The organism is Rothia sp. CCM 9417, assembly GCF_048513575.1.
Taxonomy (GTDB): Bacteria; Actinomycetota; Actinomycetes; order Actinomycetales; family Micrococcaceae; genus Rothia.
The window spans coordinates 172,086-194,529 of the sequence record NZ_JBLXXT010000001.1 but is presented as its reverse complement, the minus strand read 5'-3'; the positions used below and the strand labels follow the sequence as shown (position 1 = coordinate 194,529).

At 55.8% G+C, this 22,444-nt stretch carries 22 protein-coding genes; 3 read left to right on the top strand and 19 right to left on the bottom strand.

All coding sequences use genetic code 11. The features are described 5' to 3' along the window. Nucleotides 1-43: 43 nt before the first annotated feature. The 6 genes from mnhG to ACN082_RS00875 are packed head-to-tail and all read right to left on the bottom strand — an operon-like array spanning nt 44 to nt 6,610. Nucleotides 44-397, bottom strand: a complete 354-nt coding sequence (gene mnhG, locus ACN082_RS00900) for a monovalent cation/H(+) antiporter subunit G (RefSeq protein WP_419098972.1) — start codon at nt 395-397, stop codon at nt 44-46. Beyond that, nucleotides 394-786 (bottom strand): monovalent cation/H+ antiporter complex subunit F, encoded by a 393-nt coding sequence (locus ACN082_RS00895; protein ID WP_419098971.1) that lies wholly within the window; start codon nt 784-786, stop codon nt 394-396. The genes mnhG and ACN082_RS00895 overlap by 4 nt, the downstream gene beginning before the upstream one ends. After that, entirely contained in the window at nt 783-1,364 is a 582-nt protein-coding gene (locus tag ACN082_RS00890; RefSeq protein WP_419098970.1) for a Na+/H+ antiporter subunit E, read from the bottom strand. Before ACN082_RS00890 ends, ACN082_RS00895 begins: the two co-directional genes overlap by 4 nt. Beyond that, nucleotides 1,361-2,977, bottom strand: a complete 1,617-nt coding sequence (locus ACN082_RS00885; RefSeq protein WP_419098969.1) for a Na+/H+ antiporter subunit D — start codon at nt 2,975-2,977, stop codon at nt 1,361-1,363. Before ACN082_RS00885 ends, ACN082_RS00890 begins: the two co-directional genes overlap by 4 nt. Nucleotides 2,978-2,980: 3 nt before the next feature. Next, on the bottom strand, nt 2,981-3,493 hold the full coding sequence (locus ACN082_RS00880; protein ID WP_419098968.1) for a Na(+)/H(+) antiporter subunit C: 513 nt from the start codon (nt 3,491-3,493) through the stop codon (nt 2,981-2,983). Nucleotides 3,494-3,496: 3 nt separating this feature from the next. Beyond that, nucleotides 3,497-6,610, bottom strand: coding sequence for a Na+/H+ antiporter subunit A (locus ACN082_RS00875; protein ID WP_419098967.1), 3,114 nt, complete (start codon nt 6,608-6,610; stop codon nt 3,497-3,499). A 295-nt stretch (nt 6,611-6,905) separates the two neighbouring features. Here ACN082_RS00875 and ACN082_RS00870 point away from each other — a divergent pair, with 295 nt between their 5' ends. After that, nucleotides 6,906-8,237 (top strand): uracil-xanthine permease family protein, encoded by a 1,332-nt coding sequence (locus tag ACN082_RS00870; RefSeq protein ID WP_419098966.1) that lies wholly within the window; start codon nt 6,906-6,908, stop codon nt 8,235-8,237. A gap of 78 nt (nt 8,238-8,315) precedes the next feature. On the opposite strand, the gene ACN082_RS00865 is transcribed toward ACN082_RS00870, so the two are convergent. The 4 genes from ACN082_RS00865 to ACN082_RS00850 are packed head-to-tail and all read right to left on the bottom strand — an operon-like array spanning nt 8,316 to nt 11,521. Further along, nucleotides 8,316-9,125 (bottom strand): glycerophosphodiester phosphodiesterase family protein, encoded by an 810-nt coding sequence (locus ACN082_RS00865; RefSeq protein ID WP_419098965.1) that lies wholly within the window; start codon nt 9,123-9,125, stop codon nt 8,316-8,318. A gap of 26 nt (nt 9,126-9,151) precedes the next feature. Then, nucleotides 9,152-9,985: an HAD-IIB family hydrolase gene (locus tag ACN082_RS00860; RefSeq protein ID WP_419098964.1), complete on the bottom strand. Its 834-nt coding sequence runs from the start codon at nt 9,983-9,985 to the stop codon at nt 9,152-9,154. Between the two features lie 11 nt (nt 9,986-9,996). Beyond that, nucleotides 9,997-10,518, bottom strand: coding sequence for a YbhB/YbcL family Raf kinase inhibitor-like protein (locus ACN082_RS00855; protein ID WP_419098963.1), 522 nt, complete (start codon nt 10,516-10,518; stop codon nt 9,997-9,999). A 58-nt stretch (nt 10,519-10,576) separates the two neighbouring features. After that, nucleotides 10,577-11,521, bottom strand: a complete 945-nt coding sequence (locus ACN082_RS00850) for a carbohydrate kinase family protein (protein WP_419098962.1) — start codon at nt 11,519-11,521, stop codon at nt 10,577-10,579. 239 nt (nt 11,522-11,760) lie between these two features. Between ACN082_RS00850 and ACN082_RS00845 the strand changes: the two genes are divergently transcribed. Beyond that, complete coding sequence (locus tag ACN082_RS00845) at nt 11,761-13,206, top strand: glyceraldehyde-3-phosphate dehydrogenase (RefSeq protein WP_419098961.1); 1,446 nt, start codon at nt 11,761-11,763, stop codon at nt 13,204-13,206. A 211-nt stretch (nt 13,207-13,417) separates the two neighbouring features. Here ACN082_RS00845 and ACN082_RS00840 read toward each other — a convergent pair whose 3' ends face one another. The 7 genes from ACN082_RS00840 to ACN082_RS00810 all read right to left on the bottom strand — a co-directional run bounded on the left by ACN082_RS00840 (nt 13,418) and on the right by ACN082_RS00810 (nt 20,234). Beyond that, entirely contained in the window at nt 13,418-14,575 is a 1,158-nt protein-coding gene (locus ACN082_RS00840) for an ABC transporter permease (RefSeq protein ID WP_419098960.1), read from the bottom strand. Between the two features lie 37 nt (nt 14,576-14,612). Further along, entirely contained in the window at nt 14,613-15,254 is a 642-nt protein-coding gene (locus ACN082_RS00835; RefSeq protein ID WP_419098959.1) for an ABC transporter ATP-binding protein, read from the bottom strand. 1 nt (nt 15,255) lies between these two features. Further along, a complete protein-coding gene (locus ACN082_RS00830; protein WP_419098958.1) occupies nt 15,256-16,134 on the bottom strand; it encodes a hypothetical protein in 879 nt (292 codons plus the stop codon). 768 nt (nt 16,135-16,902) lie between these two features. Beyond that, on the bottom strand, nt 16,903-17,829 hold the full coding sequence (locus tag ACN082_RS00825) for an ABC transporter substrate-binding protein (protein WP_419098957.1): 927 nt from the start codon (nt 17,827-17,829) through the stop codon (nt 16,903-16,905). Between the two features lie 4 nt (nt 17,830-17,833). Next, the gene (locus ACN082_RS00820) at nt 17,834-18,490 is read right to left on the bottom strand and encodes an ABC transporter permease (RefSeq protein ID WP_419098956.1); all 657 of its coding nucleotides are present in this window, start codon (nt 18,488-18,490) and stop codon (nt 17,834-17,836) included. Continuing rightward, nucleotides 18,487-19,161 carry an ABC transporter permease gene (locus tag ACN082_RS00815; RefSeq protein WP_419098955.1) on the bottom strand — a complete coding sequence of 225 codons (675 nt, stop codon included), beginning with the start codon at nt 19,159-19,161 and terminating at the stop codon, nt 18,487-18,489. The genes ACN082_RS00820 and ACN082_RS00815 overlap by 4 nt, the downstream gene beginning before the upstream one ends. After that, on the bottom strand, nt 19,158-20,234 hold the full coding sequence (locus ACN082_RS00810; protein WP_419098954.1) for an ABC transporter ATP-binding protein: 1,077 nt from the start codon (nt 20,232-20,234) through the stop codon (nt 19,158-19,160). The genes ACN082_RS00815 and ACN082_RS00810 overlap by 4 nt, the downstream gene beginning before the upstream one ends. A gap of 189 nt (nt 20,235-20,423) precedes the next feature. Between ACN082_RS00810 and ACN082_RS00805 the strand changes: the two genes are divergently transcribed. Further along, complete coding sequence (locus ACN082_RS00805; RefSeq protein WP_419098953.1) at nt 20,424-21,227, top strand: exodeoxyribonuclease III; 804 nt, start codon at nt 20,424-20,426, stop codon at nt 21,225-21,227. A gap of 73 nt (nt 21,228-21,300) precedes the next feature. Here ACN082_RS00805 and ACN082_RS00800 read toward each other — a convergent pair whose 3' ends face one another. Both ACN082_RS00800 and ACN082_RS00795 read right to left on the bottom strand, forming a co-directional pair. Next, nucleotides 21,301-21,867, bottom strand: coding sequence for a hypothetical protein (locus tag ACN082_RS00800; RefSeq protein ID WP_419098952.1), 567 nt, complete (start codon nt 21,865-21,867; stop codon nt 21,301-21,303). Then, complete coding sequence (locus ACN082_RS00795) at nt 21,854-22,441, bottom strand: hypothetical protein (RefSeq protein ID WP_419098951.1); 588 nt, start codon at nt 22,439-22,441, stop codon at nt 21,854-21,856. Before ACN082_RS00795 ends, ACN082_RS00800 begins: the two co-directional genes overlap by 14 nt. Nucleotides 22,442-22,444 lie beyond the last annotated feature (3 nt).

Below are 22,444 nucleotides of genomic sequence, written 5' to 3'. Positions count from 1 at the left end.
CCTTCAATGTTCCTACCGGGCTGGCCTGTCTCATGGGGCAAGGTTAGGGTTCGGACCTATCGACTAGAGCACGCAGATCATCGTGGCGCAGGTCGTCCTTATGGAAGTGCTTGTTACGGTAGCCAGAGCGGCCCATCATATGCCCGGAAATGGGGATGGTCAGCATCTGCAGGAGCAAAATCACCAGCAGGACCGGGAGCAGGGCCCAGGAACGGAAATGAAATCCCACCGCCAGGAGCATCAGAATCATGCCAAAAACCTGAGGCTTAGTACCCGCGTGCAAGCGCGTGAGCAGGTCCGGGAAGCGCACCAGACCGATTGCCGCGCCCAAGGACATGAGGGCACCGGCAATCATGCAGACGGCGGTGAGCACATCAAAAACCGTATCGAGACTCATTTGCGGCCCTCCTCTGACTTAACTTCGCTGTTCTTAGTTGCCGAGCGGCTCTTCTTTGAACCCGCAAGACGCTGGCGGCGGGCCTTCAAGCGGCCAGGAGCAATAACCTTAGATGCCGGTGCGGGTTCATCAGCCTTAGAGTTATCGGCAAACCGGGCGACCGTCACCGAACCCACAAAACCAATCATGGCGATAGTAACCAGCAGAATCATGTAGAACTGGCTATCGGTCAGAATCATGAGCAGGCACAAAGCCGCAGTCAAAATGGAGAGAAGCACATCGCTGGCGAGTACACGGTCCAGGAGTGCAGGCCCTTTCCAGATCCTGTAGACGGTGCCCCAAGTGGCCAGCGTCAGCATCAGGCCTGTAGCCCAGAAAACCCAGCTCATCCTTCCTCCTTAGGGGCTACGGTCATAGCCGCTTCTTCAGCTTTGAGGGCCTCGTACTCTTCTTTACTGCCAGATGCCTTGATAATGAGCGCCTCAAAATAGGCGACACTCCTGGTGAAGCGCTCAATTTCAGCGGGGGTAGAAATATTTAAAACATGGAAGTAAAGCACCGAATGGGGACGATCCACTTCAACAACCACCGAGCCCGGTATCAGCGACATGGTATGAGAAACAGCCGTCAGCAGAAGGTCAGAGCGGGTGCGCAAAGGTACCGCAACCACCGAGTTAGACAGGGGTGGGCGGAAGATAGCGGCCAGCCACATGACCTCCACACTCGCCTTGGCGATATTCCAGAATAGGAGCACCACAAACTGAGAAGCGTAGAAGATATTGAGCCGGTTGGACAGGTAAAGAGTGGGGAGCTTAAAGACGGCCATGACCAGAAATGCCAGGAGCGCACCAAAAGCCACAAAGCGGAGCGAGAAATCCTGCCAGAGGGCACACCAGACAAAGACCAGCCAGGCAAACGGCGGAAGGGCGTGAACCAGGCCCGCCAGGCTCAGGGAAGACTTCTTCACTGGTTCACCTCCTGGGATCTGTGATCAACGATTTGCTGCTGCAAGTAGTCGGAGCGGGTGGGGGCATCTGGCCCAAAGACCGAGGTGATATACATATCGGGGGTAAAGAGGTTATCCGAGGCCTTATCAGCGAGCTGAAACAGGGGACCCGAAAACACGGTAATCAGTACGCCCACCACTACCAGGCTGACGGTCGGAAGCATCATGGTTGCGGGAATAGGCTTGGCTTGGTAGTGAGCCGGGTCCTCGGAGTGCTCGGCCATGACCAGCTCAGGGGTGGGATCTTCTGCTTCCCTAGCGGGCCGCCAGAAGGCCTTGTTCCACACGCGGGCCAGAGACAGCAGAGTCAGCAGGGAGACCAAAACACCGATTCCGGCGTTAGCGTAGGCCAGAAACCCACCATTTTCTACAGAAGCCTCCAAAAAGCCCACCTTGCCGATAAAGCCCGAGAAAGGCGGGATGCCACCCAGGTTAATGGCGGGAATGAAGTAGAGCAGGGCCAGGAAAGGCGCTGTCTTAACAAGGCCACCCAAACGGCGGGTATTGGTGGACCCGCCGCGGCGTTCCACCAAGCCAACCACCATAAAGAGGCCAGTCTGAATCACAATATGGTGAGCAATGTAGAAGACCACTGTGGTCAGACCCAGTTCATTACCCAGCGAAATCCCCCAGATCATATAGCCGATATGGCTAATCAAGATGAAAGACAGCAGACGCTTGATGTCATCCTGAGCCAGGGCACCCAAGATACCCACCACCAGAGTCAAGGCCGCTACAACCCCCAGCAGGGTATCGAGCCGTCCCTCAGGGAAGAGTAAGGTCTCGGTACGGATAATCGCATACACACCCACCTTGGTCAGCAAGCCCGCAAACACCGCCGTCACCGGGGCCGGTGCCGTCGGGTAGGAGTCCGGGAGCCAGAGGGAAAGCGGGAACACCGCCGCCTTAATACCGAAAGCAATCAGGAGCATCAGGTGGAGTTGCATCTGGGTGCCCTCGGGCAGGGTGCCCAATTTGAGGGAAAGATCAGCCATGTTGATGGTGCCAACCGACGCGTAGACAAAGCCGATAGCGGTCAGAAAGAGCATGGACGAAACAACCGAAACCACCACATAGGTCACACCGGCTCGGATACGCGGGGTATTAGCGTTCATGGTGATTAGCACGTAGGAGGCCATGAGCAGGATCTCAAAACCCACGTAGAGGTTGAACAGGTCACCCGCCAAGAAGGCGTTAGATACGCCCGCCAACAGAAGCAGGTAGGTGGGGTAGAAGACAGAGATGGGCACCTCATCGTCTTCATCTTGCAGGTGCTGGCCAGTAGCAAAAACCAGCACCGCCAGTGAGATGATCGAAGACACCACCAGCATGAGCGACGACAGCTGATCCACCACCATGGTGATACCAAAGGGTGCCTCCCAGCCCGCTAGATGCACGGTCTGAGGCGGGCCAGACCAAGCCGAAGCCAGGAGCAGGCTCTCAAAAGCAAGGGTAGAAGCTACCGCAGTAAAGGCAATGACACGCTGAAGGCGCGCCTTGCGAGAGATAAAGGTGATGGCTGCCGCCAGGAACAGAATGATGACACAAAGAGGAGCAAGCTGGGCTATCTGCATGAGCTAGTCCGCCTTCTTGGGTGTGGCTGAGTAGGAGCCGGTGTGGATCAGTTTATTCTTCTCTTCAGCTTCAGTGAATTTTTTCTCACGGGTCTCTTCGTCACCGTCGAACTCGGAACTATCGACCTCTGCGGCGGCGTCCTCTTCTTTGTCGAAGCTGTCTTTGATAGCAACGCGGATATCTTCGATATCATCGGTAATTTCATCGGCGCGTGAAAGCAACCAGCTACGGTAGATGATGCCCAGGACCAGGGCAGTGACTGCGCAGGAAATCACGACTGCCGTTAGAATCAGGGCCTGCGGAAGCGGATCTGAATAGTCACCTGCGGCGGCATCTGCCTTATAGAAAGGTGCCAGACCCGCCGGTCCCCCCGCATGCAGAATCAGGATGTTTGTCGCGTTGGTCATGAGCATCAGACCGAGTAGGACGCGGGTCAGGGATCGGTCCAGAATGAGGTAGACCCCCACAGCGTAGAGCACGCCCATGACCAGGATAAGGCTGAAATCAATGACCATTTCTTAGGCCTTTCCTGCTTTGGCGCGGGCTTGTTTTTCTTTTCTGCGGCGTTCGTTCATGAGCTTCAGGTCGATGCGTTCACCCAGGCTTCGCAGGATATCTAGAACCAATCCAATCACCAGCAGGTAGACCCCGACATCGAAGATGGTGGCGGTGACAAAGTGGACCTGGCCAAAGACCGGTAGCCAGAAGTCCAAGGCATAACTGGAGAACACCGGGTCACCCCAGAATACGGGAGCCAGGGCGTAGAGGGCTGCAATACCCAGACCTGAGCCCAGGAAAGCACCCGCAGAGAGCGGTGAGGCGGCACGAAGCTCTGCTCCCCCACCGGCTAGGTAGCGCACGGCCAAAGCCAGGCCAACGACCAGGCCACCGGCAAAGCCACCACCGGGCAGGTTGTGCCCGGCAAACAGCATGTAGAGGGAAACCATGATCAGGGTGTGGAAGAGCAGGCGGGTCATGACCTCCAGCAGGATGGAACGGAACTCCGGCGGCAGGGTGCGCCCGGCCACGATGAAGGGGTCACGCTCTACCGAGGAGAACTGGCCAGCGACTCGCTGTTGCACCGTAATCTGGGTGCGCTGAGCAAAGGATTTCTCGATCTTTTTCATGGTCTGGGTGTCCGGTCGGCGGGTGCTGGCAGAGTCTGCCCGCCCGCCGATAAAGAGCAAGGAGGCAACACCGGTAGCGGCCAGGGCCAGCACGGATATTTCCCCGAAGGTATCCCAGCCGCGCATATCAACCAGGGTCACATTGACCACGTTGTAGCCGTGGCCGATCTGGTAGGCCAGCTGTGGCATCTCCACGGAGATAGGTGAAAGCGAGCGAGATGAGAGCGTGAACATGGCCAGGGCCATCATGAGACCGGCAAAGCCCAAGGCAATGATGATGCGCAGGGTTTTGTGGGCCCCGTCTGCCCCGCCCTTGATGCGGATCAGGGGGATTTTGCGGGGTAGCACGCGCATGGCCAGCACGAAAGCAACCAGGACGATGGTCTCCACCAAAAGCTGGGTGGTGGCTAGATCGGGTGCGCTCCGTAAGGCAAAGAGAATTGCCATGCCATAGCCGGTCACCGAAACCATCATGATAGCTAGGAAGCGTTTGCGGACAAAGACCACAACCAGGGCGGCCACAATCATCACAATCACAATGGACCACTGGGCCGGGGATTCGGAGACTCGCACGTTGGCCAGCGGTGGGGTTTCGTTGATGTAGAGAGCCGTGAAGGGAACAACCACGGCGGTAATCAGGATAATACCCAGGTAGAAACCCAGGGAGCCGCGCTGGGTGACACCGGTGACCCAGACCGCTAGCCTGTCCAGGGAGTCCATGAGATCGCGGTAGACAATCGAGGCATTCGGTGTTGTGGGCAGGGCGCTCTGGAGCTCTTCAATCTGCTTGCGGAAGATAAAGAGTAAGGTGCCGATTGCCATAATGGCCAGCGAAGTCAGGAGCGCCGGGGTGATGCCGTGCCAGAGGGCCAGGTGCAGGCTCAGCGGCTCAGCCTCTGCGGGGAAGGCGGTGAGGATAGACGTGATGAAGAGGTGCACCGGTTCCGGGTAGAAGCCGTAGAGCAGGCTGAGCAGGGTCAGTACCAGCGGTGCACAAAGGAAAGTATAGGGGACCGGGTGGAAGGCGGTGTCGGGGCTGAGCTTAACTCCCCGGCGGTTGCCTTCCAGAGCGCGCGGGCTGACGGGGGTATCTGCCGGGGTGGCCTCGGCACCGGCCTGGTGCGGTAGCTGGCAGTATTTGACACCCTCACGGTGCATGTAGGCGTAGGGCTTGACGGCGAAAGCACCCCAGACAAAGCGGCCCGAGTAGGCAAAGGTTAGGATAGACCCGGCGATAATCGCAATAAGGGTGACGGCCCGTTGCCAGCCCACGGTGGGGCCCAGGTAGGTTTCTAGGACGGCTTCTTTTGCCACAAAACCGGCCAGGGGCGGTAGGCCCGCCATAGAAGCGGCGGAGAGTGTGGCCAGGACAGCCAGCTTGGGCGCGTGCCGGTAGATACCGGAAAGCTTATGAATATCGCGGGTGCCGGACTGGTGGTCAATAATACCCACGGAGAGAAAGAGGCTGGCCTTGAAGAGGGAGTGGGCAACCATGAGCGCAACAGCCGCGTAGAGCGCATCGGGGGTCCCGCCCGAAATCACCAGGGCCAGGAAGCCCAGCTGGGAGACCGTACCGTAGGCCAGAATGAGTTTGAGGTCGGTCTGTTTGAGGGCGCTCCAGCCACCAAAAACCATGGTGAATGCACCAAAGATGATGAGGGTGTTCTGCCAGAGGGCAACTTCACCATAGCCGGGGGCTAGGCGGAGCAGGATATAGATACCGGCCTTGACCATAGCGGCGGCGTGCAGATAGGCAGAGACCGGGGTGGGTGCGGCCATAGCCCCGGGGAGCCAGAAGTGGAGTGGGAAAATGGCGGACTTGGACAGGGCACCGCACAGAATCAGCACCAGGGCGGTTGAGAGCATGCCCAGGCTAAGTGGGCCCTTCCCCTCTTGCGCGGCGGCCAGAACAGCAGGGCCTCGTTCTACCAGCTCACTCAGGCTGTAGGTGCCCAGGCTGTAGCCCAGCATCACAATACCCACCAACATGGCCAGGCCACCTGCGGTGGTAACGGTCAGCGCTTGGAGGGCTGAACGGCGGGCCGACAAGCGATGCCGGGAGTAGCCAATGAGCAGGTAGGAAAGAATGGTGGTGATTTCCCAGAAGATGAACATGACGACGAAGTCATTGGCAGTGATCAGCCCGAACATGGCACCGGCAAACCCAAAGAGATAGGCCGCGAACTGGCCGTTATCACCGGTGGAGTGCTTGAAGTAGCTGGCGCAGTAGAAGAGCACCAGCGAACCGACGCCCAGTACCAGCAGGCTCATAACCCAGGAGAGGGTATCCATGCGGAAGGTCAGCTCAAGGCTCAGTTGCGGGATCCACCGGTAGCTTTCCTGCCAGGGGGTTCCGCCCAGGATGGAGCCGGTGCGCGAGAGCACCAGCGCAAGCACCGCCGCCGAGGTAGCGGCCAGCAGGTAGAAGGTGGAGGTCCCCATGCGACGGTAGAGCCAGGGTGTGGCGATGGTGGCAAGGAGAAAAAGCGCAAGAACTATGGTCACAGGTGGGCCCTTGGTAGGTGCGGCGGGGTTACTTAACAGGTTAAGTTTTCAAGGGCCTATTTGTCGATTGCTGGGGTCGGGTGTCCTCTCTTCAGGTAGCGGGGGAACCTCTACATGATCCAAACGGTGGTGCAGACCCTATGGAATGGTTTTCTGGTTTCCCCTAAGCAATATCACACCGGTTACCGCCGTTCTCTTGGCCCGCAAACCAAGTGAGCACCGTACAATTACTAGCGGTTCACACACACCTCAGACCCGCACAGCCCCACTGGTGGGGCATAAGGAGCGCAGAGCATTGGCAGACAATAATTCCAGATTGGGCTTCGCCTGGACGCTACACGGCGACGGCAAAAGCATTACCCCCGGCGGGGTCGTCCACCCGCTTGAACGGCTGACCTGGGGCCGCACCATCGGTATCGGCGCCCAGCACGTTGTGGCTATGTTCGGCGCAACCTTCCTGGTCCCCCTGCTGACCGGCTTCCCACCGGCGACCACGCTCTTCTTCTCGGGTGTGGGCACCATGCTCTTCCTGCTGATAACAGCCGGGCGCGTACCCTCCTATTTGGGGTCTTCTTTCGCTTTCATTGCCCCTCTGGCGGCCGCAAGTAACCAGTACGGCCCCGGCGGTGCACTGGGCGGCATTGTTATGGCCGGTATCTCCCTCTTCATAGTGGGTGCCGTTGTTCAGATTGCTGGCACCGCCTGGCTGACCAAGCTCATGCCCCCGGTGGTTACCGGCTCCATTGTGGCTCTCATTGGCTTCAACCTTGCCCCCAGCGCTAAGAACAACTTTATGGAAGCCCCTGTGACCGCGCTGGTTACGCTGACCTCTATCATCCTCATTTCAGTACTCTTCAAGGGCATGATTGGCCGTCTATCCATTTTGCTGGGTGTAGTTATCGGTTACATGACCGCCGCCCTACGCGGAGAAGTCAAGTTCGAAAAGATTCAGGCCGCCTGGGAGAATGAGGGCCTGATCGGTCTGCCCCACTTCCAGCACCCCGAGTTCCACTGGAACCTGGCCGGTCTTTTCATACCCGTCATCCTGGTTCTGGTCGCTGAGAACATCGGCCACGTCAAGTCAGTGGCTCTGATGACCGGCGATAACCTCGATAAATACTCAGGACGTGCCCTCATGGCGGACGGTCTGGCAACCACCCTGGCCGGTGCCGGTGGCGGTTCCGGTACCACCACCTACGCCGAGAACATCGGTGTCATGGCCGCAACCAAGGTCTACTCAACCGCCGCCTACTGGGTAGCGGCTATCTTCGCTGTCCTGCTCTCTATTTTCCCCGTCTTTGGTGCCGCCGTGGCATCAGTACCTGCCGGTGTGCTGGGCGGTGCCGCCACCGTGCTCTACGGCATGATCGGTATGCTCGGTGTGCGTATCTGGGTGGAGAACCGCGTAGACTTCTCCAACCAGGTTAATCTGAGCGCCGCGTCGGTAGCTCTGATTGTGGGTATCGCCGACTACACCTGGGACATTGCCGGCCTGCAGTTCGCCGGTATCGCCCTGGGTACAGCAGCGACCCTGGTGGTCTACCATCTCATGGCTGCCCTCAACAAGCGCAGCGGTGCCCACCCCGAACCGCTCACCCCCACCGAGGCTAAAGGCGACATCCACTAGCCCCAAAAGCTGATATGCACAGCCCACAGAAAAGGCACTGAACCTATCTTGGTTCGGTGCCTTTGGGTTAAGAACTATTTACTCAGAACGCCCAAGGATTCTGGCAAGCACGTCTGTGTGGTTAGTGACGATCCCGTCAACGCCTAGTGCGATCAGTTCCCGCATGGTGCGCTGATCATCAACGATCCACACGTGGACCTCCAGGCCTGCGCGGTGGGCCGCCTCAACCAATGCCCTGTCGGCAATGCGTATGTTACGGCCAGCCAACCTGTAGTAGACCGGGATCTGCAAAGAATCAAAGGGAAGAAAAAGGTGCTTGATCAAAGGCAAGAGCGAAGCCCACAGCCCAGGCGCTACCCGCGACGCAAGATAGAAGAGGGAAACCGCAAGTTGTGAAGCACTCATGCTCAGGCTGATACCTGCCTTCTGCGCCGCGCGGTGAGCCTGACGCAGCCGACGCTCACTAAAGGAAGCCACGCGAACCCGCTCTTGGGCACCGGTTGCTAAAAGGACTGGAATGATTCTTTCAGCCGATCCCGCATCTTTGAGGTCAATGTTAAAACGGGCTTGGGGGAAAGCCCGAAGCGTACCTTCCAGCAGCGGTACGGTGCCACCGTCCTTGAGTTCAACAGCCCGCACCTGCTCCCAGGTCATGTCTTTGATAGCGCCGACGCTATCGCTAAGCCGGTCCAGGGTAGGGTCATGGAAAACCACCACAGCACCATCGGATGTGGTGTTCACATCTGTTTCAATCCAGTCAGCCCCAGCCTTGAGGGCGTCCGCAAAAGCAAGATCGGTATTCTCTGCCTGTGTTTGGGCTAAGCCTCTATGGGCGTAGATAGAGGTAGAGGCGTACCTCTTTAAGGGTGTAAATGCGTGTGCCTGCATGACCCCAGTATATTATTACGCGCAGTTCAAATAAGGTCTTCTGAAGGATGAGCGAGTATGCCTTCAATTACCTGGGCTACACCGTCTTGATCGAACCCCGGGCAGGTGCGCCCCACCTGCTCTTTTAGCTGGGGAAGACCAGATTCCATGGCGTAACCTTTCCCCGCCCAGGTTAGCATCTCCAAGTCATTGGGCATGTCGCCAAATGCTAAGACCTCATCTGATCTAATACTGTGCTCGGCCGCGAAGTCAGCCAGAACACAGCCTTTGTTCAGCCCCTTTCGGGCAAGCTCGACCAGGGGCTGGTAGGGGGCAGAGCGGGTCACAGCCGCTCGCTCCCCCACCACATCACGCACCTGGTCTAAGAGTGCAGAAGGGGCAGCCCCTTCCCGGTAGAGCAGGTATTTAACGACACCCGCCTCGGAATCAAGGGTGCACCCTATGGGGCCTTCCACGATCTTGGTAGAGTCTTCCTGCTCATGTGGCCGATACTTCCCCTGAACGTAGACCTGGTCCAGGGTCTCAGCAATAAAGAGAGAACCGGGGAAAACTCTTTCCAGTTCGCTGTGCAGGGCCTGGGTCTCGGTGCCGCTCATAGTGCGGGTTGCAAGCACCTTCCCCTGCCCAATGTCATAGGTCACCGCCCCATTAGAGCAGAAAACAAAAGAGTTCTCACCGTTCCATTCAGAACCGAGCTGCTCTAAGACGGGTTGCATCCAGCGCAGGGGCCGCCCGGTCACAAAAACGATCTGAATACCAGCATCTGCTGCCAAATGCAGAGCCTCTAAGGTACGGGGGCGGAACCTAAAGTCATGACCAATCAGCGTCCCATCCAGGTCGCTGGCAATCAGCTTGATCATGTGCAGGTGCTTTATTTCTCTTCGTGTGTCGCCGTCAGGAAGGCGCGGGCAATGCCGTGGAAGAAGAGATTAAAGTTGACGACAGCAGGGCTGGCCTTCTGGTCCAGGTCGAGTCGCTCAACGTCAACAGCGGTGACACAGAAGATATAACGGTGGGGGCCATGACCTGCCGGTGGTGCCGCGCCAATGTATCCACGGGTACCACCGTCATTGAGGTGGGTCAGCGCACCTGCTGGCAGATTTTCCGCTGCTCCGCTAGCTAGCTCAGTCACATCTGCTGGCAGATTAGAGACAGCCCAGTGCCAGAACCCGCTGGGGGTGGGGGCATCGGGGTCATAGCAGGTCACCACAAAGGACTTGGTTTCGGGCGGAAAACCTGACCAGGAAAGCTGGGGTGAGACGTCCTGCCCACCGCACCCCATGATTCCGGAGACCTGGGCCGGAGGTAGCGGCGCACCGTCCTCCACATCGGCAGAAGTCAGGGTGAAAGTCGGCAGCTCGGGCAGATCTGCGTAGGGCTGGCGGTTAAGCATGGCGGAGCCTCCTTGAAGTGGGCGGGTAGAAAACTATCTGCAAGGCGCGGTAACCGGCTTACTGGCCGGGATAGAGTACAGCGTCTAGTTCTTCGCGGGTGGGAGGGTTAGCTCCCTGTCGTGAAACGGTGATACCGGCGGCAACCACGGAGAAAGCCAGAATCTCTTTGAGGTCATCCTTGCTCAAGAGCTCAATGGCGGCACGGGCATCTTTCCCCTCAATGTCACGATCCAGGAGAGCCGCAAGCAGGGCGGCCATCAGAGAGTCACCGGCACCCACCGTATCGGCAACCTCTACACGGTAAGCAGGCAGGGCAAGGCCTTCGGGTGAGGTCTTGCGGGTCAGCGCCCAAGGCCCCATCTCACCGCGGGTAATAACCACCAGGGAGGCGCCCAAATCCAACCAGGCCCGGGCTGATTCTTCAAGAGCACGGTGGGGGTAAAGCCAGAGCAAATCCTCGTCAGAAGCCTTAACCACATGAGCGTAGCGGACCAGGTTTTCAGCCCGCTCCCGAGCTACAGAAACGTCGGAGACGATGGTGGGGCGGCAGTTAGGGTCATAGGAAATCAGAGCGTGAGGCGCGGCCTGGCGCACGGTTTCTAGCACCGCGCTGGCACCGGGTTCAAGCATGGCACCGATAGAACCGACGTGGACGGCGGTCGCCTTCTTTGCTACCTCTTCAAGGGTAGCTTCAGCTGCATCCAGGGACCAGTCAATGTCGAACTCGTAGTCAGTGGCACCGGTCTCACCGGTCTTGGCTTGAGCAACAGAAGTCTTCTTGGCATCTGCACCAACCGGAAGGATCACGCCGGAAGCCCGCAGGTGCTCCTCAATCAGATCACCGTAGGCATCGCTACCGTAGCGGCCAATAAACTGGGTCTCATGGCCCAAACGGGACACGCCCACAGCAACATTCATAGGGGAACCGCCGGGGTGGGCGTGGGACTCTACGCCGGGGCGCTGGACAAGATCTACGAGGGCTTCGCCAATGACAGTAAGCATAAACTTAGTTTACTCATTTCTTTGGTCTCGTGAGCAGTCTTTTTGTCATAAACTGCGCGCAGAAATAAAGAGCTTCTTAAGAACGCTAGACTGGATTTGTAGCGCCACCATATCCAGGGGTTTTGCCTGGCTGTAATCTGGTTTGGCGCCCATCAGACACTAGCTAGCAGCGCACCGTCGCGCTACTAACCGGTGAGTTCAAGGACGCTACTCATCGAGGAAGAAGAGGTCATATCACCATGTCAATCTCCGCCGAGAACGCCCACCAGCAGTGGCTAGCCGCTGAGGCTGAAGCTGAGGCAATGATTCCCCTCATTGGCAGGTTAAACCGGGAGAATAAGGTCGTTGTTTCAATCCACGGTCACAGCCTCATTAACAAGTCAGTGATTCAGATTCTCAAGGCCCACCGCTTTGCTCGTCAGCTCGACGATGTTGAGCTGAACCCCGCTGATTCCCTGGCACTTCTGCAGGCCCTCAGCCAGCTTGAACTGGGAGCCTGCTCCATCGACATCGCCAGCCTGCAAGGCGAGTTTGAGGGATCTGGTGCCTGCGACCGCCAGGAATGGTTGCGGCAAACCCTAGCCCCGGTTGTTGGCAAGAAAGGTCAGATCGAAACTTCCTCACAGGACGTTGTTCTCTATGGTTTTGGTCGAATTGGCCGCCTGCTGGCGCGTATCTTGCTAGAGCGTTCAGCGGGTGCAGGGCCCAAGCTCCGTGCCGTGGTCGTTCGTAAAAACACCGATAACGATATCTACAAGCGCGCTTCCCTCCTGCGCCGCGATTCGGTTCACGGGGCCTTCAAGGGTACGATCCGGGTCGATGAAGAGAACTCCACTATCATTGCCAACGGCACCCCCATCCGCTTTATCTACGCATCCGACCCGGCGGAAGTCGACTACACGGCCTATGGTATTGAGAAGGCTATCGTGGTCGATAACACCGGCCGTTGGCGTGATAAAGAGGGCCTCTCCCGCCACCTTGAAGCCAAGGGGGTTTCACGCGTCCTGCTCACTGCACCCGGTAAGGGCGTCAAAAATATTGTCTGCGGTGTAAACGACAGCATCATCGAGGATTCGGACGCGATCCTCTCTGCCGCCTCCTGCACTACTAACGCTATTACCCCGGTGCTGGCAGTCATGGACGAGGTCTACGGGGTTAAGCGTGGGCATGTGGAGACGGTTCACTCCTTCACCAATGACCAGAACCTCATTGATAACTTCCACAAGGGTGACCGCCGTGGCCGCTCCGCTGCGCTCAACATGGTTATTACCGAGACCGGCGCTGCTAAGGCTGTTTCTAAGGCCCTGCCCCAGCTTGAGGGTAAGCTGACCGGCAATGCCATTCGTGTGCCCACCCCCGATGTGTCTATGGCGATTCTGAGCCTGCAGTTGGAAAAGCCCGTAGGTTCTAAGGACGAGCTCAACAACCTGCTGCGGGAGCGCTCCTTGCGTTCTCCCCTGCGCCGCCAGATTGACTACACCGACTCACACGAGGTTGTCTCTACCGACTTTGTAGGCTCCCGTGCCGCCGGCGTGGTCGATGGTCTAGCCACCATTACCTCCGGGGACGAGAACGCCATTCTCTACGTCTGGTATGACAACGAGTTCGGCTACTCCTGCCAGGTCATTCGTGTGCTCGAACGCATGGTCGGTGGCCGTCTTCAGGCCTTCCCCGAGAGCGCATAAGCGCCTGAAGTCGCTGAATATAGATGGATAGGGTGGGCTCACCAGCTGGTGTTAGCTGGTGGGCCCATTTCTTTTTCTCTGCCTACCTGAGCTGAGCCCGGCGGTTCTGCGCCCGATCCCCTACCGGCGACTGCAGGGGTGTTTACTAGCAGAACAGGCTTCTTTCCCGCCGGACACACCCCCTGTCTCACCCTTCAAAGGTTAACTAATCCTATAAATCTCGGAATACCCGGTCCATGTCGAAACGCGCAATCTTTAGGGCAGGCACCAGACCAGCCAAGATAAGGACTAGCGGGTAGAGAACCAGCATCAGCAGAAGTAGATTCCATGCAGGAAACACCACGTGGGTTAAACCTAAAAAGTTATCTTCTTGGGAGACTAGGTAAGAAGAAAGAGTCCAGCTGCCAGCCCAGCTAACCGCGGTAGCAAGCAAAGCTAATATTATTCCGAGCATGCCCAACTGACCTAAAACAATCACAAAAAGGTCTTTAGTGCTGTAGCCCAACATTTTAAGAAGAGCAAGCTCTTTAGACTTATGCCCAACCCAGGAAGAGCCAATAAGGAAACCCAGTATCATAACCATAGCGATCGAGAGCCCCAAAAGGATGTAAGAGAAGTACTGCAAAGCTCGCAGTAACCCGTGCAGGGTTGGCATCTTTTCTGACAAACTGGTCACCCCAAAGCCTTTCTGGCCCAAATCATTCTGGACAGCCAAGACCTGAGAAGCGTCCTCGACCTTGACATAGGCTAGTGAATAATTGACGTAATCAGAGCTAGAAGCCAGGGTCTCAAGAGTCTCGTATGAAACATAACTGGGCTGAGGCCCAGCAGCACCCACCACTGAGTTATCTGCCGTAGCAATCACCCTCATAGGAATATTAACAAGCTCCCCTTGACCGGGCGCTATCTCTTTCTGCAGTGCTACCTGAATTTCACGCCCTACGAGATTCTCAGTAGTTCCACCGACGATATTGTGCGGAAGAATAATTTCCCCCTCCCCTGGACCCTCTGGAGAAACTGTTCCTGAGATGATTCCCGGAGCTAGCTCAGGAATCCAGGGAGTAGCCGGAATTTCACCAGGATTATTCTCGGAGGGCCAGGTTGCGGGGTCTTCAAGTGATAAAGACCTCTGGTACCAGGGATAAATACCTGCAACGCCAGCAGTATCTTGAATAATCTGCAGGGTTTGATTATCCAGATTGATCTGCGCATTAGGCGTGTAGGCAGTTACCTCAATGAGACTGAGGGCTGAAAGCTTTTCAGCTTTCTCCCTATCTACCTGAACACTCCCCTCAATAAAAGTAAGGGTTATAACCGAAAGTGAAGTAAATAAAACCGCAAAAATAATACCGATTGAATATGTTTTCAAAAGTCTCGATGAGTCTTTAATAATTAATTGAAGATAGTTATGAACCATTGTTCTTCACCTCCAGTGTGAAATCAGCAGATTCCTTCACGGCAGGGCTATGACTAGCAATAATTGCGGTATATCCACTTTCTACATATTCACGAGTGAGCGATACTAACCTACCCTCAAGACCTTCGTCCAACCCGCTGGTAAACTCATCTATAAATAGGACTTCAGGTTTTTTCAAAATTGCGCGCGCAAACGCGAGTCGCTGAGATTCACCGCCCGATAAGTGCTTGGCATCTTTATCAATTGACCCTAGGAGACCAACATCGTCAAGAACTTTTTCAATCTCTTGCTGACTCTGCTTTACAGGGGATCCGATCCGCAAGTTATCGACAACGCTCATATTTTCAATCAGGTTATTCGTTTGCAAAACCCAACCAATTTTATTTTTCAAATAATTAGACCTGCCACCGCTCCCGACAATTGGGGTGCCATCATATGCAACAAATCCCTCAGAAGGTTCTGTCAAAAGCCCCAAAACCTTTAATAAAGTGCTTTTACCAGACCCAGAAGGACCCCATACACAGTAAATTTTTCCAGGTATAAAATCGTAGCTAAACCCTTCAATTACAGAAATAGATTTATCTCCAACCTCATAACTCTTGGAGATATCATTTGCCTGAATTTTGACCACTTCAAATTCCCCTCTGGTAATAAACTTCGGTCAACATGAGCGAGCAAACTTCTAGACCGTTTACCTCAACAGCAATGTAACTAGGAGATTTTCGACAACGTTTCAATGAGCGGTCATGCTCCATCATCAACTGCCTTTGCTCATACGTTAGAGGGTTAATATTAACGTATGCGAGTGAACTTAATAAATATCGATCAGGAATGGTTAAAGCATCTTCACCAAAGACCCAATCATCAAGTTTCTCCCTAACGTCTGGAAACATTTTCTTAACTTCATCTTCATTTGAGAATAAATAGGTTTGTGCAAGTGCCGTAACAACCAATCGCTCCTGATTTTCAGTCACGACAAACTCTCCAAGAGGCCTGCGCTCGAGATAGGGATTGATATCTAACCCAACCTCAGCTAAATCCATGTACCTTGAAAGGTTTTCCTGCCCTACAACCTCAGGGAGTTCTGAAAAAAGTTCAGAGACCAATACTCGAGCGGTTTGAGCATCATCTTCGATGCCAGCACGCTTGAGAGCAGCGTATGCGTAGACTCTCACGAGCTTGTTCTGTTTTGGATCTTGAGAAATATTCTTCAGAGTTTCAATTTGCTCTTCCGTGAGAAGTTGGGGAAACTTTTCTTGTAATAGTTTGGAATACCTGTATGCCCCTAAAGCAGTATCTCCCGGCTGAGTGGGTTTTCCGCTTGGTTGTTCAGGAATAACCACCTCTCCATTATTTTGAAAAAACTTCTTTGAGTCCTCAACTATACTTTCCGGGGTGTATGCATTCTTAATTCTATCTTGACGGGCAGCCTCAATCGAAATGAATTGATAGCCAATTACGCACAACATGACGCCCAATAACACTGCCACTAGGGAACGAACTATTTTCATTTCTTGTATCCTATGAGTAGCTTGGTCCTGCACACTCAATGTGCAGGACCAAGCGTAACTTAGCAGAAAGAGTTAGATACGTGTGCTTGCAACGCGGATATTTCCGTAGTAGAAAGCGGACGCTGATACGTCCATTCCAACATAGAGAGAACCCCATCCACCACAGACAGTCCCAGACAGATAAGAACCACGGGCTCCGTTGTGGTTAGTCCATACCAGAGTATTGTTGCCAGACCGACTACTCTCAATGCTGATACCGCGAATTGACACCGATCCCAGGCCAATTTGATAGAAGCTAGTTGTATTCTTAATCCAAACCGGGGATGCATCCATCACAGCGCTAGTCTGAAAGCTACCACAGCCACCTTTGGCGATTGGCTGAATCCACGCATTTGCAGTGATTCGCTTACCATTATCAAACCGCACAGTGCCTGAATTTGATGTCTGAGTCTGATGCCCTCCCGGGCCACTGATTCCAGCTACGCTCGAAGGTGCGGAAGCCTCACCTTCTTGTGCAACAGCAGGGTTCAAAAAGCCCAGGCTAAGTGCTGCAATAGCTACGACCGTCCGTAACAGACGGGGGGGGGTGTGAAGAGGTGATAAGGGACATGATGCTCTCCTTAGTTTTACTTCAAATGACTTATGCCATTTGATGTAATCCTAGTCACATTATTCGATGGGTGTCAAGACCTCCAAAAACATTTTTCTATCTAAGCCCTCCCTCGCCAAAGCTAACATCACTAGTGGATTCATCTCTTCGCAACACACCTAGGAGAAGTTGGCCTTCACCCAGTCGCTAGCAGCGACCTGGGGGGATGCCTTCTCCTCACCCGAAACCCTGGTGTTGAGCTCAATCAGGGCTTGGGTAGTGATGAGAGCCGACACTTCATCAAGCACCTTGGCCGCCGCGACCGACAGCGTAGCGGCATGTGCCACCGGTAGAACCTGCTGGGGCAGAATCAGGTTGAGGGGGTCTGCGAGCACCACAAACCCGTTGGCTTTAATAGCCGGGTCGGTGGAATAGAGGTTGACCATATCAACTGTCCCATCTGCCAGGGCGGCCACGGTCAGCGGACCAGCCCCATCGTTGATGGGTTCGAAGGAAGAGGGAGTAAAACCGTATTTTTCTTTCAATCCGGGCAAGCCATAGGTGCGCTCGGCAAATTCAGGCGGTGCCCCCAGGGCCAGCTTACCGCTCAAACCCGCTAAATCTTCCAGACTGTTCAGCCCGCGTTCCTGTGCGGTCTGTGCTGTGACAACCAGGGAGTCCTTGTTCTGGGCCGGGGCCGCCGAGAGAACCGCCAGTTCATGGGGTAGGGCCTGGGGCAGGGCCTCGAGAACTTCCTGTGCTGTTTGTGCCTTAGCCTGCGCGTCAAAGTAGAGAAGCAAGTTCCCCGAATAGTCGGGTACCACGGTCACGGTGCCCTCAGCCAGCGCCCCAAGGTAGGCCTCGCGGGCACCGATAGCAGGCGCTGTTTGGGCCTCAAAGCCACGGATGTTCAGAGCCGCCGCATAGATTTCAGCAATAATCTGAGACTCCGTGAAATCAGCCGAACCAACTGTGATGGTGCCTGCCTGAGCCCCGCTACCAAAGGCGCTAGAACCGTCCAGGCCGCAGGCGCTCAGACCCAGAGTACCGGCGGTCAGGCCTAGCCCGGTGAAGAAAGAACGGCGGGAGAAAGAGAATGAAGTCATGTTTTTACCTTAATCCGGGATAGGTCAGTAGGCGCTGAATCAAAGCCAGCAGGGCATCGACAACAAGAGCGAGCGCTGCCACCAGAATGACGGCGGCAACCATGCGGGCGTAGTCGCGGACGGCTAGGCCATCAATGAGGTAGCGGCCCAGGCCACCCAGGTTGATGTAGGCGACCACGGTGACCGTAGCAATAACTTGGAGGGCAGCGTTGCGGATGCCACCAAAAATCAGTGGTAGGGCGATGGGTAGTTCTACCCGGGTCAGAACCTGCCAGGCGGTCATGCCCTGAGCGCGGGCGGCATCAATGGTGATGGGATCTACGGCGGAGATACCGGCATAGGTGCCAGCAAGTAAGGGCGCGATAGCCAGGATGATGAGGGCTAGGGCTGGGGCGGTGAAGCCCAAGCCCAGCCAGAGGGCGAAGAGGGTGAGCAGACCCAGGGTGGGCAGGGCCCGGAGCGCTCCAGTAGAAGCAACCACCAGGTTCTCACCTTTACCGGTATGCCCGACCCAGGCTCCTAGGGGTAGGGCGATAGCGGCCGCTATCAGCAGGACGACTAGCGAGTATCCTAGGTGTTCAGCCAGGCGTTGCCAGATACCTCCGGCGCCGGACCAGGCTCCGGGGGCGGTGAACCAGTGCCCTACTTGTTCGAAAATCATGCCTTCCTCCAGTGGGTCAGGCCGTTACCGGCGAGGGCAAGGGCTCGGTCCAGAATCAGGGCGAGCACTACTGTCAGTAAAATTCCGGTGATAATTTCTGCGGGTAGGTCACGGCGGAGTCCGTCGGTGAAGAGGGTGCCTAATGACTGGATACCAATGACAGCACCTACCGAGACCATAGAGATATTGGCGACCAGGGCGACCCTTAGGCCTGCAATCATGACCGGCAGGGCCAGGGGGAACTCCACCTTGAGAAACCGCCTGGCAGGGGTGTAGCCCAGTGCGGTGGCGGCTTCGAGGGTAACGGGTGAGACAGATTCAAAGGCGTCTACAGCACTTCTGACCATCATGGCAAGTACGTAGATGGTCAGAGCAACATAGACATTTACGGGGGAAGTGATAGAGGTACCCAGTACCAGGGGCATGAGCACAAATAATGCCAGAGAGGGGATGGTATACAGCAGGGCTGAGCCGTTGATGACTAGGCCCCGGCGTAGCTTACCTACTGGGGTGTACCCTTCGGTGGAGCGCCCGTCTTTACGGCGGCTGAGTGCTAGGCGGGCTAGGGGTAGTGATAGGAGGAACCCGAAGATCAGTGGAATAAGTGCCTGGAGCAGGTGCAGGAGGGTGAGCCGGCTTAGATAGCCCAGGTTATCGAGGGCCCAGCTCATGCGCTGCCCCCCTCGCCCTTAATCCCGTAACGCTGGATTCGCTCCTGCCGGGTTGCGTGGAGAACGTCTTCTGCTTTGAGTAGGCCTAGTAGATGACCAGTTTGGTCTACAGCTACGCCCCAACCTGAGGGAGAAGAGAGTGCCGAGTCTAGAGCATCGCGCAGGCTACCGCCCTGTATAAAGAGTGAGCCCCCGGGGAAGCATTTTCCTGCGGCCTCCCAGCCGTCTGGTTTGCCGTCGGTGACGCGTAGCTTCCAGCTCTCTGCGGTGACCTCGGGTGAGGTCAGCGGGTAGAGAGTGAGGCCGTCTGCTTGGGCAAAGGTGAGCCGCCTGGTTCCTCTGTCTCGCCCCACAAATGATGCCACGTAGTCATTGGCAGGTACGCGCAGGATTTCTTCGGGGGTGCCGAACTGGGCTATGTGGCCGCTTTGGGCAAAAACAGCTACATAGTCGCCCAGCAGGATTGCTTCGTCAATGTCGTGGGTGACAAAGACGATGGTTAGGTTGAGCTCCTTTTGTAAAGCAAGCAGGTTCTCTTGGAGTTCGGCTCGTACGACGGGGTCGATAGCGCTAAAGGGCTCGTCCATGAGCAGGATGGATGAGTTGCCTGCTAGGGCACGGGCTACGCCTACCCGCTGGGCCTGCCCGCCTGAAAGCTGGGCGGGGTATTTTTTAGCCAGTGAGGGGTCAAGGCCAACGGTTTCAAGTAGAGCCAGTGCTTTTTCTCTGGCTTGACGGGCGGGGGTGCCCTTGAGCCGGGGTACGGTGGCGATATTATCGACAACGGTCTGGTGGGGCATGAGCCCAGCCTGCTGTAAAACATAGCCAATCGAGCGGCGCAGCTGGTGCTCGGGTTGGTCGGTATTGGGCTGGCCGTTAACCAGGATCTGTCCGCTGGTGTGCTCAACCATGCGGTTGATCATGCGCAGGGAGGTTGTTTTACCGCAGCCGGAGGGGCCAACGAAGACGGTTATTTTCCCCTGGGGTATGGACAGGTTAAGGTTGTCTACTACCGCAGTGTTTCCGTATTTTTTAGTGACCGCTATAAATTCGATTGCCGGTGTCTGGGCCATGCTTACTCGTTTCGTGGACGACCTGGTCTGTCTCACCACCCTAGTACCTATCAGAGCCCAGGTAAACTAAGTAAACTTTCATTTTTGCCAGAGGCTAGCTCTACCTCACCCCTTGCCCCCTCAGAGCTAAACCCATTGGCCGGGCAGGGGTAAAGGCTGGTGGCTAGTAGCCCTGTTAGGCTTAAACTCATGAAGATTGCCACCTGGAATGTGAACTCGATTCGTGCCCGCGTTGACCGTGTAGAGGAGTGGTTAGAGCGTAGCGACGTGGATGTGCTCGCCCTTCAAGAGACCAAGGCTACCGATGAGAATTTCCCTTTTGAGATTTTTGAGTATTCGGGCTATGAGGTAGCTCATTTTGGGCTTTCGCAGTGGAACGGTGTGGCGCTTGCCTCGCGTGTAGGGCTTGAAGATATTCAGCGCACCTTTGCGGGTCAGCCTGCTTTTGGTAAGCCGGGGCAGGAGCCCCAGGTGGAGGCCCGCGCTTTGGGTGCTACCTGCGGTGGGGTTCGGGTGTGGAGCCTGTATGTGCCCAATGGGAGGGGTGTGGACGACCCGCATATGGCCTATAAGTTGGAGTGGCTGGGTCAGCTCCGGCAGGAGGCGCTGGGCTGGTTGGAGCAGGATTCGGGCGCCCAGTTTGCTCTGGTAGGTGACTTTAACATTGCCCCGCTTGATGAGGATGTGTGGGATATTGATTTCTTCCGCCAGAATCAGATGACCCATGTGACGGAGCCGGAGCGCGCGGCCTTCCAAGCCTTTTTAGATCAGCCTTTGGGTCTGGTCGATGTGGCCCGGCCTCATACCTCTGTGCCTTATACCTACTGGGATTATACTCAGCTGCGTTTCCCTAAGAATGAGGGTATGCGGATTGATTTTCAGCTCTATTCCCCTGCACTGGCGGCCCGTGTGGTGGGTGCGGAGATTGACCGCCAGGAGCGTAAGGGTAAGGGCGCTTCGGACCATGCCCCGGTGGTTGTGGAGATTAACTAGAAACAGGAGCACCCCGCCAACCCGGGAGATATGCTAGCGCTACGGGGTGGGCGGGGTGCTCTTCTTTCAATTCTTAGATGGTGGCGTCTACGTCCTCTTGGAGTTTGAGGCTACGGCTTAGGGCCCCTTCCATAAATCCGGCTATTAGGAAGATAACCACTGCATAGAAGATTGGCCAGTTGAGCCAGATACCGTTGATGGTAATCCTGCCGTAGCCTACGTAGTAGTTCTCTACGCTCCAGAGAACAATAATATTGTGGACAAGAGCATAAGCAATCCCCCACCACAGCACCATCATACGGAGCTGGTAGAAGTAGCGCACTGACTTCTGAGTAAATTGTGCAGCTACGTTAAAGTTGGCTGATACCCGGGCCATCTGAAGAGCAAAGATACTTGCTCCCAGGGAGGGTAGGGCGTGGTCCACCCAAGCAAAAACTTTGACAAAGAGCGGTAGCGAGGCTGTGTCCAGGGTTGTTATCTGTCCCGGCGCCGACTCATAGGTCACCCACAGAGCTTCCTGTGAGGGATAGGGCCAGTAAAGGACCATAGTCACTGGGAAAATAAAGGCCAGAAGGATAAAGCCCAGTAACGGTAGGCTGAATGATTCTTGGAAGCTGTTGGCTGTTTTAGATGGTTGCATCGGAGTCCTCCTGGAGAGTGAGACCGCGGCGCAGGGCGCCTTCTATAAAGAAGAGAGTTGCCACAAAGAGTAGGGTCAGCAGACCCTGGTCAGAGAAAAAGGTGCTTTCGCTGTGGATGTCCGGCAGATCATAATCATTTGCCACAGCCCGCGTTAGAAAAGCTGTCAGGAGCGAGTAGACGATCATTCCCCCTAGCAGGACTATCTGGGCCGCCCTCAAAAGAGCAAGAGCTTGGGTACCAAAGTGTGCCTTAGTGTAGAAAATACGAGCCAACCTGTAGAGCAGGGCTGTTACTACCAGGTACATGCTAAATTTCCAGGCAAAAGCCGCCCAGGCAAGCACTCTAGTACCTTGCCCAAGCGGGGCGTCTTCCACCCAGTTGATTCCACCGTCAAGTTGCGGGTTGTAGCGGTGTAGAGGGGAAGGAATCCCAGCCTCTGGCCACTGCATGACAATGAGCCATATAAAAAGCACGAACACAACAGCGCTATAGACCAGCGGAAGAGAGAAAGCGTGTTCCTCAGGTTGTGGGTTCTGTGCTTCCAAACCTAGATAGTTTTTGATTTGCCTCATAGG

Coding starts and splice junctions, on each gene's coding strand:
- mnhG (WP_419098972.1), bottom strand. CDS start 397: ATGAGTCTCGATACGGTTTTTGATGTGCTCACCGCCGTCTGCATGATT.
- ACN082_RS00895 (WP_419098971.1), bottom strand. CDS start 786: ATGAGCTGGGTTTTCTGGGCTACAGGCCTGATGCTGACGCTGGCCACT.
- ACN082_RS00885 (WP_419098969.1), bottom strand. CDS start 2,977: ATGCAGATAGCCCAGCTTGCTCCTCTTTGTGTCATCATTCTGTTCCTG.
- ACN082_RS00880 (WP_419098968.1), bottom strand. CDS start 3,493: ATGGTCATTGATTTCAGCCTTATCCTGGTCATGGGCGTGCTCTACGCT.
- ACN082_RS00865 (WP_419098965.1), bottom strand. CDS start 9,125: ATGCAGGCACACGCATTTACACCCTTAAAGAGGTACGCCTCTACCTCT.
- ACN082_RS00860 (WP_419098964.1), bottom strand. CDS start 9,985: ATGATCAAGCTGATTGCCAGCGACCTGGATGGGACGCTGATTGGTCAT.
- ACN082_RS00855 (WP_419098963.1), bottom strand. CDS start 10,518: ATGCTTAACCGCCAGCCCTACGCAGATCTGCCCGAGCTGCCGACTTTC.
- ACN082_RS00850 (WP_419098962.1), bottom strand. CDS start 11,521: ATGCTTACTGTCATTGGCGAAGCCCTCGTAGATCTTGTCCAGCGCCCC.
- ACN082_RS00845 (WP_419098961.1), top strand. CDS start 11,761: ATGTCAATCTCCGCCGAGAACGCCCACCAGCAGTGGCTAGCCGCTGAG.
- ACN082_RS00830 (WP_419098958.1), bottom strand. CDS start 16,134: ATGAAAATAGTTCGTTCCCTAGTGGCAGTGTTATTGGGCGTCATGTTG.
- ACN082_RS00825 (WP_419098957.1), bottom strand. CDS start 17,829: ATGACTTCATTCTCTTTCTCCCGCCGTTCTTTCTTCACCGGGCTAGGC.
- ACN082_RS00820 (WP_419098956.1), bottom strand. CDS start 18,490: ATGATTTTCGAACAAGTAGGGCACTGGTTCACCGCCCCCGGAGCCTGG.
- ACN082_RS00815 (WP_419098955.1), bottom strand. CDS start 19,161: ATGAGCTGGGCCCTCGATAACCTGGGCTATCTAAGCCGGCTCACCCTC.
- ACN082_RS00810 (WP_419098954.1), bottom strand. CDS start 20,234: ATGGCCCAGACACCGGCAATCGAATTTATAGCGGTCACTAAAAAATAC.
- ACN082_RS00805 (WP_419098953.1), top strand. CDS start 20,424: ATGAAGATTGCCACCTGGAATGTGAACTCGATTCGTGCCCGCGTTGAC.
- ACN082_RS00800 (WP_419098952.1), bottom strand. CDS start 21,867: ATGCAACCATCTAAAACAGCCAACAGCTTCCAAGAATCATTCAGCCTA.
- ACN082_RS00795 (WP_419098951.1), bottom strand. CDS start 22,441: ATGAGGCAAATCAAAAACTATCTAGGTTTGGAAGCACAGAACCCACAA.